Raw genomic sequence first — 12856 nt, 5'->3', positions numbered from 1 at the left:
TTTGCTATTCGATGAATTGACTTTGGATAATTTGTTAACGAGTAACTGTGTTATCTTACTCGTTATGCTACATGAATATTTCTTAAAGAACTTTCTCGCCTCCCCGTCTCAGTTCGGCTATATCTAAACTACTTCGCTAGGCTCCGTAGTATTTAGTATTTCAACTTTTTTTGTTTTGCTCTAAGCCTTGCGCTTTCAAGCTTTTGTCTCTTTCAAGACTCCCTCGTTTTGGGACTGCAAAGGTGAGAATCTTTTTTGATTCCTGCAAGAAGTTTTTGAAAATAATTTTGAAGCTTTTTTCTTCCTTATCTCCAGCATTTCCTGCCCCTCTTTTCATTCCAGTCAAGCCTTGCGCTTTCCCGTTTTTCCCAGCCCTTCTCCGTTTTGGGATTGCAAAGATGAGAAGTTTTCTGGCTTTTTGCAAGAGAAATTTAAATTTTCTAAAACTATTCTTGCTCCTGTTTGTAAATCAGCCTCTTACGACCTCTTAGCCCTTGCCATTCTTTCATTTTATCGCCTTCATCGCGAAAGCGGACAACAAAGATAAGAGGTTTTGACAATAGCTGCAAGAGTTGTTTTTACTTCGTCTCCCTCCACCGAACAGTTTAACTTGTAGTAGGAAAAGAAGAAGGATGGGGAAAGCAATTTAATTAAGAGAAACAAAACGGCTGGAAATTATAAATCCTGCGATTCTAATGTACTCCTTTTAGACTTTGACCGTTTAGACTTTTTCTTTTGGATCCGTTGTGGTCTCACCTGAAGAGCTATCGGGATATCTAAAAGGTCCCGAATGACAACAGAAGCACACATTCCGCCGAAAGCGGCAGGAAGATAGGAGATCGTACCGTAAGCAGAACGCTTGAAGTTGCTCCCATCTGTCATAATCAAGGAGTCCAGCTTTACCTCTTCCAATGAAAAAACTGCTTTGATTCCGGCCTGAACACCTAACCGTTTCACCCGTTTTCGTACATACTCAGCAAAGCGACATTGATAGGTCTCTAATAAGTCCGTTACTCTTAACTTTGACGGGTCGAACTTCCCTCCTGCTCCCATCGAACTTACTACCCGTTGACCCGATTGGTAAGCCGTAGATAATAAGGTAACCTTTGGAGTAATACTATCAATGCAGTCCATCACATAATCAAAGCGAACTTCCAGTATTTCACGACATTTCTGCGGTGTGAGAAACTCGCTTATGACATGCAGTTTCAGGTGCGGATTAATAGCTAATAATCTTTCGGCCATAATTGCTGCCTTAGACACCCCGTGGTTAGTTGCTAAGGCAGGCAACTGCCGGTTTCGATTCGAAGGATCAACCACATCACCGTCCACTATGGTCATTTCACCCACCCCGGAACGACATATAAATTCTGCCGCAAAAGAACCTACACCACCTAGACCTACTACTAAGACATGCGTTTTTTGCAATTTATCGATACCGTCATCGCCTACCAGCAGGGCAGAACGAGACAACCAGCCTAACTCTGACATATTAAAAGCTATACGAAAGGAGAAAGAAGAGGTTATAGTTCTTCTTCAATTTTTAAACTCATCCAGTTGGCAAAGATAATGTCTCTCATCCGATTAAGGCTAATGTTTCTAAGTCTGGCAGCCGTCTGATACACGTCTTCAATCGAAACGTCCCGATCGTCCGTCTCTAAAAAAAGAGACTGCTCCGGAATATCTTTTACCATCGCCGCAGCATTGGAATTCTCCTGCAGCAATGCGGCGCCAAAGGATAGACGAAAACCGTATTTTAAGAGTTGAGCAGCTATCTGACGATTATTATTGAAGCCATGCACTATCAGGGGAATGCTTAGTTTGAGGTTCTGCCTTATTTGAACTAATTCGCTAAAGGACTTAACGCAATGTATTATTACCGGCTTCTTAAATTCCTCAGCCATTAGGAGCTGCTCTTTGAACACCTCTAGTTGAATAGAAAAAGCAGGACCCTTTAGACGATCGAGGCCGCACTCCCCAAGAAACACTACCTTTTCCATACTCAAAAGCTCGCGCAGGTTCTGAAGCTGTAGCTCCTGGTGCTCAAGCTGTATATACCATGGGTGAATTCCGGCAGAATAAATAAGGCCCTTTGACGAAGCAAAATTATCCTCTCCCACAATGAGATTTGCAATCGCTTTGACTCCTGGTTTGGGATCTTTTAAATGCGTGTGTATATCGATGTACATCGAAAAGAATCTTTTATGCAATAATAAGGATACGTCGCTAAAGAAGCAGCAAGTGGATTAATAGACCTGATTGCAGCGGCAGCTTTTTTGCCCGAAGGGGTCGAAGCCAAGGTGGCAAAAAACTATAGCGGAAAGCAGGACCGTGGCCAATAGAAGGCAATTCCGCTGTTCTTCTAAAAAATCAACCTTTTACATCTAATTTCTTGACGTTGTTGAAAAAACGGAGATGGTAAGCATTTTTTGCCGTTGCGCCGAGCTGTTCGAGCAACTTGTAATTGACAACCGCACCTACCGCCGCTCCAATGAAGGGTATCAGCTGAGCAATTTTTGCCAGATCTATGTAGTCCCGGTATTCCTGTTGAAAAGTGCGCCAGTCAAATTCCTCTGCATTCGCAGGCAGCTCCGAAACATAGGTGTCCCAGCTCTCAATAAGTTTATAGATTTCCTTCCGACGCTTGCGACTTGAAAACGTCAACTGAAAAATATGGAGGATGTACAGTCTTTCCTTGTAATCTTTCGTATCATGTCCATAAATAGAAGCGGCGCTAAAGAGCAGTTTAATTTTCAAAGCAATTAAAATTGGGAAGTCCGCCAGTCCCAGCAGAATTCCACCGGCACCCGTAATAGCTCCTTCTGTTGCTGCCGCATTCCGGTAAAACTCGAGCCTCTCTTTGAACTGCTGATCTCGAAAAACCAAGGGAACATGTAGCAAGGGAGGGGCAGTTGTGTACTTTGACCCGAAGAGCACAGCTTCGACCATCTTTTGTATAGTTACAGTGAGGAGCTTATGAACCTTCTCCGGGATGAACTGATTGACTTTGTTCTGCATCCCCTTAGATATTCGATCCAGCAAGCCTGGGTTTTGTTGCATTTTCAATTGCCATAGTTGGAGGTTGGCAAAGGCGGTTTCTTCATAGGTTTCCATAATGGGCGGAGGGTCAATTAGATGCAATTACGCTATTCCTCCCTAAATAACAAAATTGATTTGTGGTAATCTAGTGTGAAGATAACAGGAAAATAGAGTAACTCAGATCTATTTTCCTGTTTGTTGCAATCAGCTCAGTAAGCCCTGTTGGTTTGATTATAGATGTAATAGAAAATATCAAATTGCGAAGCTGTTTCGATAGCTCGCTAAATTGTAATTTTGGACCATGAGCAACAAACTCCCCTCCTCCCTTATAAAAAGACTAAATGAAGAATTTGGATTTGAAGAGCATTTATTCTTCAAGGTGCATGAGGAAGCTGAACAGCTCACTTCAATAAGGCTAAACCCTTTTAAAAAATCGGACGTTTTTCCAGATGCCGCCCTTATCCCCTGGACCAACAACGGGCGTTACCTGCAAGAAAGGCCATCCTTTATTGCCGATCCACTGTTTCATGCGGGTTGCTATTATGTGCAGGAGGCTTCTTCGATGTTTTTGGAGCACATTTTAAGAGAAGCAGTCGATCTGGACGAGGAACTTCGGATTTTAGATCTATGTGCAGCGCCGGGGGGCAAAAGCACTTTAATTTCTTCGCTAATTAATCAGGACAGTCTGCTTATATCGAACGAGATAATTAAAACGCGGGTACCTGTATTGGCAGACAACCTAACGAAGTGGGGCAGAATTAATACGGTGGTAAGCAGCAACGATCCTCGCGATTTTCAAAGATTGGCAGGGTACTTTGATGTAATGGTAGTAGATGCACCTTGCTCTGGTTCTGGAATGTGGCGGAAGGACCCGGGAACGTTGAACGAATGGTCGGAAGCAAACGTTGCGTTATGCAGCCAGCGACAGCAACGCATTTTAGCGGACGCCTACCCTGCCCTGAAAGAAGGGGGACTGCTAATCTACTCCACCTGCTCTTATTCCCGTGAGGAGAATGAGGAAATAGCAGATTGGCTTTTTGATAATTTCGACTTAAGTCCTGTCAGAATTCCCACAAATTCGTCTTGGAACATTGTAGAGACAGAATCGGAGAAACATCACTGTCCGGGATATCGGTTCTACCCTCATAAGGTTAAGGGAGAAGGTTTTTTTGTTAGTTGCTTCAAGAAAAACGAGGAAGAAAGTCCGGTTGCAACGCCACGGTCTAAACCGATAAAACCAAATAAAAACGATACCGCTATTGTTGAAACCTGGATACGGACGGATAGCGATTTAGCTATTATTCCGGTAAAAGAGAGTTATGCTGCAATTCAGGGGGGCCAGCTGGAGGATATACAATTACTACAATCAAAATTATATCTGAAGAAATCAGGGGTTATGGTTGGGAAAATAGTCGGTAAAGACTTAGTCCCTGACCATGAATTGGCACTTAGCTTAATTCTAAATGAGCGCATCAGCAGAACTGAGCTAAACTATGAGCAAGCCATTTCATATTTACGAAAAGACGAACTGCGAATTTATGAAATAAGCCAGGGATGGAGTTTGATGTGCTACAGCGGCTTTGGATTGGGTTGGGCCAAAATCTTACCTAACCGCCTAAATAATTACTATCCCAAGGAACTACGTATTCTAAAAGACATCTAAGCAGAGTTAGTATCGTTTGGCCTCTTTTAAATCTTTGACCCTAATAATGTCCCGTGGATAACATTACCAGGGTGCAGGCGTAAAGAGTTTCAATTCCCTTTTGGTTAGCCATCAGCTCCAACTCGGGATTTTCAGTCCCCGGATTGAAGATGATCCTCTTCGGTTTCGTATCAAGTATGTAATCGTACAGGCCCTTTTGATTCTGCGGTCCCACATAAAGGGTAATGGTGTCAACGTCTGTATGAATCTTTTCCGGTTTTTCAATTTGCACTCCGGCAACTTCCCCCTTTTTTATCCCGACATTAATAATTGGATGCCCATATCTCACCAGTTTGTTAGCGGCCAGGTAAGCATATCTGCTGGTATCAGGAGTTGCGCCAAGAACTAAAGTCTTTTTCATTTTTATGCGAGATTAATTTATCCTTTCACTAGTTTCCACGCAGCATCTGCACAATTCATGCCATCGATAGCGGCAGAAACAATCCCTCCCGCGTATCCAGCCCCTTCGCCGCAGGGAAAAAGGCCTTCGACGCCGGGATGCTGTAAAGTGTCCCGATCCCTGGGGACCCTCACGGGAGATGAAGTTCGGGACTCTACCCCGACCAAAATCGCCTCATTTGTAAAATACCCCTTCATCCTCTTACCGAAAGCAGGCAGGGCCTTTTTCAGCGAAGTATAAACGAAGTCAGGAAGCACCTCTTTTAGATCAGCGCTGTTAGTTCCAGGAAGATAAGAATTACCTGGAAGATCGACAGAGATTTTCCCCTCAACAAAATCAACCATCCGCTGAGCGGGAGCTACGAGACTTCCTCCTCCGGCTATAAAGGCCTGATGTTCTACCTGAGCCTGAAAATTCAACAGTTTAAAAGGGTCCTGATCCGACCCTTTAACGTCTTCCATGTTTATTTGAACGACAGTTCCTGAGTTTGCATACGGGTTATTTCGCTTAGAGGGCGACCAGCCATTCACTACGATCTCATCAAAATCAGTTGAACAAGGCGCAATAATTCCACCTGGACACATACAAAAAGAAAATACTCCCCGATTATCCACTTGCTCTACCAGGCTATAATAGGAAGGTGGCAGGTAGGCATCGCGCGATTCACACTTGTATTGCGCCTGATCAATAACAGATTGAGGATGTTCGATTCGTACGCCGAGTGCAAACGGCTTCGCTTCTAATAAAATATTTTGCTTACTAAGAAGGTGGAAGATGTCCCGGGCTGAATGACCTGTTGCCAGGATTAGTGCTTCTGCGCTAAAACCCCTTCCGTCCGCTGTTTTCGCTCCTTTTATCTTTCCTGCCGAAATCTGAAACTCGGTTACTTTTGCATCAAAATGAACCTCTCCGCCCGCATTTAAAATGCTTTCTCTTATCGCTGTAATTATTTGAGGAAGTTTATTGGTTCCGATATGTGGCCGTGCATCCACCAAAATTTCTTCCGTCGCTCCGTGAGCAACAAATGTCTTCAACACATACTGCACATCGCCCCGTTTATTGGAGCGGGTATAAAGCTTTCCATCCGAATACGTTCCTGCTCCCCCCTCACCGAAGCAGTAATTCGATTCGGGGTTGATCCGTCCTTCTTTATTTATGGCTGCCAGATCTCTTCGACGCTGTTTTACATCTTTTCCCCGTTCCAGGATAACGGGCTTCAGTCCAAGCTCAATACATCTTAGTGCTGCAAACAAACCCGCTGGGCCTGCTCCTACAATTAAAACCGGCTTTTTGTCGCTGACATCAGGATAATTTACTGCAAAAACTTCAGGTATAAAAACTTCGTCCAGGTATACGTCTGATTTTACGCGAAATACTACCTGGCGCCCCCTGGCATCAATAGAACGTTTGCGGACTTTAACTGCTGAAATGCGTTTTTCGGGAACTCGAAGGGCTTGAGCGGCCTTTTTGCGTAAAACAGATTCATCACTTGCTTCGTTAGGAAGAAGCACTAATTCAATTTCCTTTACCATTGTTTGCCGGGTTTTTATCCTGGATTGGTAACAAAGGTATGAAAATTGATATCTAAGCCGTAACATTGAAAAAGTTTTAACCCTTACAAAAAAATGAGAAGAGTATTATTTGCAATAGTAGGTTTATTTGGAATCCTTTCCTTATCCTCATGCGGCTACAACACGATGGTTCAGTTAGATGAGCAAGTACAGTCACAGTGGGCACAGGTGCAGAATGTGTACCAGCGACGGGCAGACTTGATTCCTAACCTGGTAAATACCGTGAAAGGAGCGGCCAACTTTGAAAAAGAAACCCTGACACAAGTTATCGAAGCAAGAGCCAAAGCAACATCAATTCAGGTTGATCCTAACAAGCTTACCCCCGAGAATATTCAAAAATTTCAGCAAGCGCAGGGAGAGTTGAGCACTGCCCTGGGACGTCTGATGGTAGTGACGGAAAATTATCCGCAATTGAGGGCAAACCAAAATTTTCTAGAGCTTCAGGCGCAACTGGAGGGAACTGAAAACCGCATCACAGTAGAAAGGCAGAAGTTTAATGAGGTGACCCAACAATACAATTCGAAAATCAGAAGCTTCCCAAATAATCTAATGGCGGGCATTTTCGGGTTTGAGAGGAAAGGCTATTTTGAAGCGCAAGCTGGCGCTCAAAACGCACCGAAAGTAGAATTTTAAGTTCAAACAAGCCCTGCCACAAAACAGGGCTACTTTATAAAAAATAGTACCGTGGCTCTATTTACGAAACAAGAAGAAGAAGAAATTCGGAAAGCTGTTGAAGCAGCCGAAGCAAAGACCTCAGGTGAAATCCGCATTTGTGCTGAAAAAAAATGCCCGGAAGATCCTTTAGATAGAGCCGTTGCTTACTTTACACAGTTGGAGATGGACAAAACGGCACTGAGAAATGGGGTTCTGATCTACATTGCCACAGAAGACCACAAGTTCGCTATTATAGGCGATTCTGGTATTAATAAAGTGGTACCACCGAATTTCTGGAACACCACCAAGGAGGCAATGCTCGCCCATTTCCGCAAAGGAGAGTTAGCAGAGGGTATTATTACTGGGATTCATATGGCCGGAGAAAAACTACAGGCGTTTTTTCCTCTACAAGATGGAGACGTAAATGAACTTTCGGACGACATTTCTTACATGTAGAGGCAAACTAATAGATTGATGAAATTGAGAAAATTTTTCTTTGTCCTAACAACAACCGTTCTCGCTTTTTTACAGTTAGCCGCGCAGGAATTTCCGGCAACTCCAAATACACTCGTCAACGACTTTACCAACACCCTATCTGCGGCTGAAATTAATAGCCTCGAGCAGAAGCTTGTTGCTTTTGATGATTCTACCTCCACTCAAATTGCTGTAGTAATTATGCGATCAGTGGGCGCTTATGATATTGACGATTACACCGCCCGCCTTGGTGAAAAGTGGGGAGTGGGAAGAAAAGGAAAAAACAACGGACTTGTACTCCTGGTAGCTTTGGAAGACCGGCAGGTGAGTATCCAGACGGGCTACGGGCTTGAAGGAGCTGTACCAGATGCGATTGCTAAGAGAATTATTGAAAACGAAATTAAGCCAAATTTCAGAGCTGGTAATTATTATGAGGGGTTGGATCAAGCGACCGATGCTATAATATCCTATACCAAAGGAGAATATAAGAACGAAGACCCAAAACGCAAACAATCAAGTAAAAGCGGAGGTTTTCCCTGGGGACTAGTTATTATCATCATTATCGTTCTCCTTATATCAAGAAGAGGCGGCGGGGGTAGAGGCGGACAAATAATTGGTGGTCGCGGCGGTGCAAGTCCGTTCTGGTGGATGCTAATGGGTTCTCAAATGGGCAGAAGTCGAGGTGGCTGGGGCGGTTTTAGCGGAGGCAGTGGCTACGGTGGTGGTTTCGGCGGCGGTGGTGGCTTCGGAGGTTTCGGCGGCGGAAGCTTCGGAGGTGGTGGTGCCAGTGGTGATTGGTAGTCTTAAAATCAAACAAAATTCTTGGATTATGTACCGGAAAGACTTTATTGACGCAGAAATACAGAAACTGGCTCAGGTATTAGCCAGGATAATTGGTTTAAAAAATGAAGGTAACGTGGACGAGGCGATGGAAATCGCTAATCAAACCCTCCGTGATAATTTTGGCCTTGAAAGATCTTTTCTAGAGCAGGAAGCAACGGAGGACTTTAGAACCTGGGTAGACGAAAAAAACCTCTCAGCAGAGCAACTCAACTTGCTGGCACAACTTCTTTTTGAAAGTGTTTATCCATTTACAGAAACCGAAGAAACGATGCAAGTGCTGCATAAAACAGCCCTTATCTTAAACCTACTGGAGGAACAGTACCACCAGCAATCTCTCGAAAACTTGCATAGACGCGAGATGATTGACAAATTTTTTAGTAATCGTCAGTATGAGTAACCTTAAGTGGGAAAAGTTATCCTCTAAATATCTTGTAAAAGAAAAATGGGCAACGCTTCGAGTAGACGCGTGTAAAATGCCGAACGGTACAGTAATCGACGACTACTACGTTTTAGAATATCCGGACTGGGTGAACGCGGTTGCTCTCACAGAGGACAATCAGGTTGTATTGATAAGACAGTACAGACATGCAGCGGGAGAAGTATTTCTGGAAGTCCCCGGGGGATGTGTGGATCCTGGAGAAGCCCCGGAAGTGGCAGTGCGAAGAGAACTGCTGGAAGAGACGGGGTACGAATTTGATTCGCTAGAACTAGTTTCAACTATCTATGCTAACCCCTCCACGTCTTACAACAAAACCTGGTGTTATCTGGCAAAGGGCGGTAAAAAAGTAGCTGAACAAAGTCTGGATGGTGCCGAAGAGATAGAAGTTCTTACGGTCAGCCTTGCTGAACTCAAAAAACTGCTACTTGGAAATAAATTCGGGCAAGCTCTACATATCAGCTCGATCTTTTACGCGTTGACGAAGCTGGGAGAGCTTAAGTAATAAAATTGTACTTTCGCCTTCAATTCGAAGGATGAAAGTACAAGATATTTATACCTATCCCGTCAAGTCCCTTGGTGGAATAAAAACTGATTCAGCGCTAGCATTAGAAAAAGGCTTTCAGTTTGACCGGAGATGGATGCTAGTTGACTTGGATGGCAAGTTTTTATCCCAACGTACCGAACATCAACTCGCACTATTCCAAACCCAAATAACAGAGGGGGGCCTCCTCGTCACACATAAACTTGATTTTGAAAATGGGGTTACTATTCCCTTTTCCACAACCCTGCAGAATTCCCTTGAGGTTTCTGTGTGGGATGATACAGTGGAGGCTCTCGCGTTAAGCGAAGAAATTGACGACTGGTTTTCTTCATATTTAAAAAAGCCCTGCCGCCTTGTATTCTTTCCTGAAGGTTACGAGAGAGCCGTAAGCCCTAAGTACGCAGACCACGGAGAGAACGTTAGCTTTGCTGACGCATTTCCCTACCTTCTCATTTCCCAAGCCTCACTTGATGATCTGAATCAAAAGCTTGACAAGCCAGTGCCAATGAACAGGTTCAGGCCCAACCTGGTTGTTGCCGGAGTGGAACCCTTCTCGGAAGATATCTGGAAGGAGATCCAAATTGGCGAAGTTAGGTTCAAAGTGGCAAAACCTTGCGCCAGATGCGTCCTCACTACTGTTGACCAGGAAACAGGAATAAAAGGCCGGGAACCACTTGCAACATTAGCAAGGTATCGTACGGTTGACAAAAAAGTACTTTTTGGGCAAAATCTTCTGGCCTTGAACGAGGGTAGAATTAACGCAGGCGACCCGGTTAGAATCATCAGCTATAAATCTTAACAGTCAATCTTACTTCATAAATGATAAATTACAATCCTAAAGAATGGCTTCCCTTTATTTTCCGGCTTAGAAAGGAAGATACCTTCAGAAAACTTCTGCCACTAATGGTGGCCGTGGGTATTTATTCCGGTTTGATAGCATACCTTGAACTTGAGGTATTCGAAGTAACGAAAACAAGCCATATAAATAACTTTGGCCTCATGCACGGAGTACTAGGCTTTGTCATTTCCCTTCTTCTTGTTTTTCGTACGAATACTGCTTATGACCGCTGGTGGGAAGGCAGGAAGCTTTGGGGCTCTTTAACCAATAACTCCAGAAACCTGGCGATCAAAATCAACAGTTTGATTTCGGGAGCGGAAGACCGCGCTTTCTTTCGATCAACGATTCCAACTTTTGCCTTTGCGCTTAAAAGTCACTTGCGGGAAAATGAAAACTATGAAGTGGACCCATTGCTACAACTGGAGAAAGACCTCCATCAGCCTAATCAGCTCGCTTCACTTATTTTTTCAAGATTTGCAATGTTGGCACAACAGGGGCTGATTACAACCGAGCAGCTGTGGTTAATGAATGAAGAAATACGCTCGTTTACTGACATCTGCGGCGCTTGCGAGCGAATTAAAAATACACCCATCCCCTACACCTACAGTGTGTACATTAAAAAATTCATCTTCCTTTATGTGCTCACTCTCCCATTTGGGTGGGTAAACAGTCTTGGGTACTTTATTATCCCTGTTGTTATGTTCATCCTTTACGCGTTTACGAGTTTGGAGCTGATTGCCGAAGAAATAGAAAATCCATTTGGAACCGATGCCAATGATTTACCTGTTGATCAAATTTGCAACAACATAAGAAAGCATGTGACAGAGCTAATTCCCTAAGCTCTATAAAATAAAAAAGTCCCGCCGATCGGCAGGACTTTTTCTTTCACATTATACTCTCGTTAACTCATTTTCAATTTCTTCTGGATATCCTGCACGTAGGCTTTGAACTTTTTATCGGTGTCGATCAGGTCTTCTACTGTTTGACATGCGTAAATTACAGTTGAGTGATCCCGCCCCCCGAAGAAACTACCTATAGATTTTAAAGATGTCTTCGTATGATTTTTTGCGAGATACATGGATATCTGGCGAACCTGAACTATTTCACGTTTACGGGTTTTCGACTTCACCATCTCTACCGGTACCTCGAAATACTCACACACCAGCTTTTGGATATACTCCATCGAAATCTCTTTTGAGGTATTCTTGATGAAGTTTTTCAGCATCGATTTAGCTAAGCCCAAATCGATCTCCTTTTTATTTAGGGTAGACTGCGCAAGTAACGAAACCATGGCGCCCTCCAACTCTCTCACATTATTATCGATATTATGTGCCACATACTCGATAACCTCGCCTGGGAGTTCTATACCGTCTGTATACATCTTCTTTTTCAGGATAGCCATTCTGGTTTCGAGATCCGGCACCTGAAGATCAGCCGAGAGTCCCCACTTAAATCGACTCAGCAAACGCTCCTCTAAACCTGCAAGGTCTTTAGGTGCCTTATCAGAAGTAAGAATCACCTGCTTTCCTGACTGATGCAGCTGATTGAAAATATGAAAGAAGATATCCTGAGTTTTTTCCTTACCGGCAAAATTGTGAACGTCGTCCATAATGATGACATCCATGGCCTGGTAAAAGTTAACAAAATCGTTGATCGTGTTATTTTTTAAAGAGTCAACAAACTGTTGACAGAATTTTTCGCACGACACATAGATAACAAGTTTATCCGGCTGAGAACGCTTTATCTCATTTCCTATCGCTTGAGCCAGGTGTGTTTTTCCAAGCCCTACCCCTCCATACAACATCAACGGATTGAAAGACGTGCCTCCGGGTTTACCCGCAACTGCATATCCGGCAGAACGGGCAAGTCGGTTACAATCACCTTCAATAAAATTCTCAAAGCTATAGTTAGGATTTAATTGCGGATCGACCTGTAGTTTTTTTAATCCTGGGATTACGAAAGGATTTTTAATATCCTTATTCAGGGCAACAGGGATTGGCATCGACTGATTCTTCGCCTCGGATCCGTTGCCATTAGAAGGCATATTCGTAGTGTATGGCTTGTTGTTAGATGACTTCTCTACAACGATGTTATATTCTAACCGACCTTCGTCCCCTAATTGCTTCTTTACCGTCTTCCGCAATAGACCTACATAATGCTCTTCAAGCCACTCATAGAAGAATAAACTTGGTACCTGTATGGTAAGTACGTTACCTTCCAGACGCAAAGCTTTGATTGGTTCAAACCAAGTCTTAAAACTTTGAGCCGGAATGTTGTCTTTTATGATTTGAAGACAGTTTTCCCATACGCTTGTACAAGTTTTTTCCATTGTTAATTTGTTAATAATCTGATTTA

The 12856-nt window shown here is 43.5% G+C and carries 14 protein-coding genes; 8 read left to right on the top strand and 6 right to left on the bottom strand.

Annotated elements, in window-relative coordinates:
* Positions 1 to 675: 675 nt before the first annotated feature.
* The 3 genes from J4N23_RS20400 to J4N23_RS20390 form a co-directional block, all read right to left on the bottom strand.
* Positions 676 to 1491 carry a ThiF family adenylyltransferase gene (locus J4N23_RS20400; RefSeq protein WP_207429697.1) on the bottom strand — a complete coding sequence of 272 codons (816 nt, stop codon included), beginning with the start codon at positions 1489 to 1491 and terminating at the stop codon, positions 676 to 678.
* Positions 1492 to 1523: 32 nt separating this feature from the next.
* Positions 1524 to 2189, bottom strand: a complete 666-nt coding sequence (locus J4N23_RS20395) for a TatD family hydrolase (protein ID WP_207429696.1) — start codon at positions 2187 to 2189, stop codon at positions 1524 to 1526.
* A 181-nt stretch (positions 2190 to 2370) separates the two neighbouring features.
* Positions 2371 to 3114 carry an EcsC family protein gene (locus J4N23_RS20390; RefSeq protein ID WP_207429695.1) on the bottom strand — a complete coding sequence of 248 codons (744 nt, stop codon included), beginning with the start codon at positions 3112 to 3114 and terminating at the stop codon, positions 2371 to 2373.
* Between the two features lie 226 nt (positions 3115 to 3340).
* Between J4N23_RS20390 and J4N23_RS20385 the strand changes: the two genes are divergently transcribed.
* Positions 3341 to 4702 carry an RsmB/NOP family class I SAM-dependent RNA methyltransferase gene (locus J4N23_RS20385; RefSeq protein WP_207429694.1) on the top strand — a complete coding sequence of 454 codons (1362 nt, stop codon included), beginning with the start codon at positions 3341 to 3343 and terminating at the stop codon, positions 4700 to 4702.
* Between the two features lie 40 nt (positions 4703 to 4742).
* Here the strand turns inward: J4N23_RS20385 and J4N23_RS20380 are convergent, their stop codons facing one another.
* Both J4N23_RS20380 and J4N23_RS20375 read right to left on the bottom strand, forming a co-directional pair.
* A complete protein-coding gene (locus tag J4N23_RS20380; RefSeq protein WP_207429693.1) occupies positions 4743 to 5102 on the bottom strand; it encodes a CoA-binding protein in 360 nt (119 codons plus the stop codon).
* A gap of 17 nt (positions 5103 to 5119) precedes the next feature.
* Entirely contained in the window at positions 5120 to 6673 is a 1554-nt protein-coding gene (locus J4N23_RS20375; protein ID WP_207429692.1) for an NAD(P)/FAD-dependent oxidoreductase, read from the bottom strand.
* Positions 6674 to 6766: 93 nt separating this feature from the next.
* Between J4N23_RS20375 and J4N23_RS20370 the strand changes: the two genes are divergently transcribed.
* The 7 genes from J4N23_RS20370 to J4N23_RS20340 are packed head-to-tail and all read left to right on the top strand — an operon-like array spanning position 6767 to position 11340.
* Positions 6767 to 7345, top strand: coding sequence for a LemA family protein (locus J4N23_RS20370; protein ID WP_207429691.1), 579 nt, complete (start codon positions 6767 to 6769; stop codon positions 7343 to 7345).
* A 51-nt stretch (positions 7346 to 7396) separates the two neighbouring features.
* The gene (locus tag J4N23_RS20365; protein ID WP_207429690.1) at positions 7397 to 7822 is read left to right on the top strand and encodes a TPM domain-containing protein; all 426 of its coding nucleotides are present in this window, start codon (positions 7397 to 7399) and stop codon (positions 7820 to 7822) included.
* Between the two features lie 18 nt (positions 7823 to 7840).
* Positions 7841 to 8641, top strand: a complete 801-nt coding sequence (locus J4N23_RS20360; RefSeq protein ID WP_207429689.1) for a YgcG family protein — start codon at positions 7841 to 7843, stop codon at positions 8639 to 8641.
* The gene (locus J4N23_RS20355; protein WP_207429703.1) at positions 8523 to 9080 is read left to right on the top strand and encodes a hypothetical protein; all 558 of its coding nucleotides are present in this window, start codon (positions 8523 to 8525) and stop codon (positions 9078 to 9080) included. Before J4N23_RS20360 ends, J4N23_RS20355 begins: the two co-directional genes overlap by 119 nt.
* Positions 9073 to 9624, top strand: a complete 552-nt coding sequence (locus tag J4N23_RS20350; protein ID WP_207429688.1) for an NUDIX hydrolase — start codon at positions 9073 to 9075, stop codon at positions 9622 to 9624. The genes J4N23_RS20355 and J4N23_RS20350 overlap by 8 nt, the downstream gene beginning before the upstream one ends.
* Positions 9625 to 9655: 31 nt before the next feature.
* Entirely contained in the window at positions 9656 to 10462 is an 807-nt protein-coding gene (locus J4N23_RS20345) for an MOSC domain-containing protein (RefSeq protein WP_207429687.1), read from the top strand.
* 20 nt (positions 10463 to 10482) lie between these two features.
* Positions 10483 to 11340 carry a bestrophin family protein gene (locus J4N23_RS20340; RefSeq protein ID WP_207429686.1) on the top strand — a complete coding sequence of 286 codons (858 nt, stop codon included), beginning with the start codon at positions 10483 to 10485 and terminating at the stop codon, positions 11338 to 11340.
* A 62-nt stretch (positions 11341 to 11402) separates the two neighbouring features.
* On the opposite strand, the gene dnaA is transcribed toward J4N23_RS20340, so the two are convergent.
* Positions 11403 to 12830: a chromosomal replication initiator protein DnaA gene (gene dnaA, locus J4N23_RS20335; RefSeq protein WP_207429685.1), complete on the bottom strand. Its 1428-nt coding sequence runs from the start codon at positions 12828 to 12830 to the stop codon at positions 11403 to 11405.
* Between the last annotated feature and the right edge of the window lie 26 nt (positions 12831 to 12856).

Origin of the sequence: Pedobacter sp. SYSU D00535 (genome assembly GCF_017355855.1) — a bacterium.
Lineage (GTDB): Bacteria > Bacteroidota > Bacteroidia > Sphingobacteriales > Sphingobacteriaceae > Desertivirga.
The sequence above is the reverse complement of the archived record's forward strand: the minus strand, read 5'-3'. Positions and strand labels throughout refer to the sequence as shown.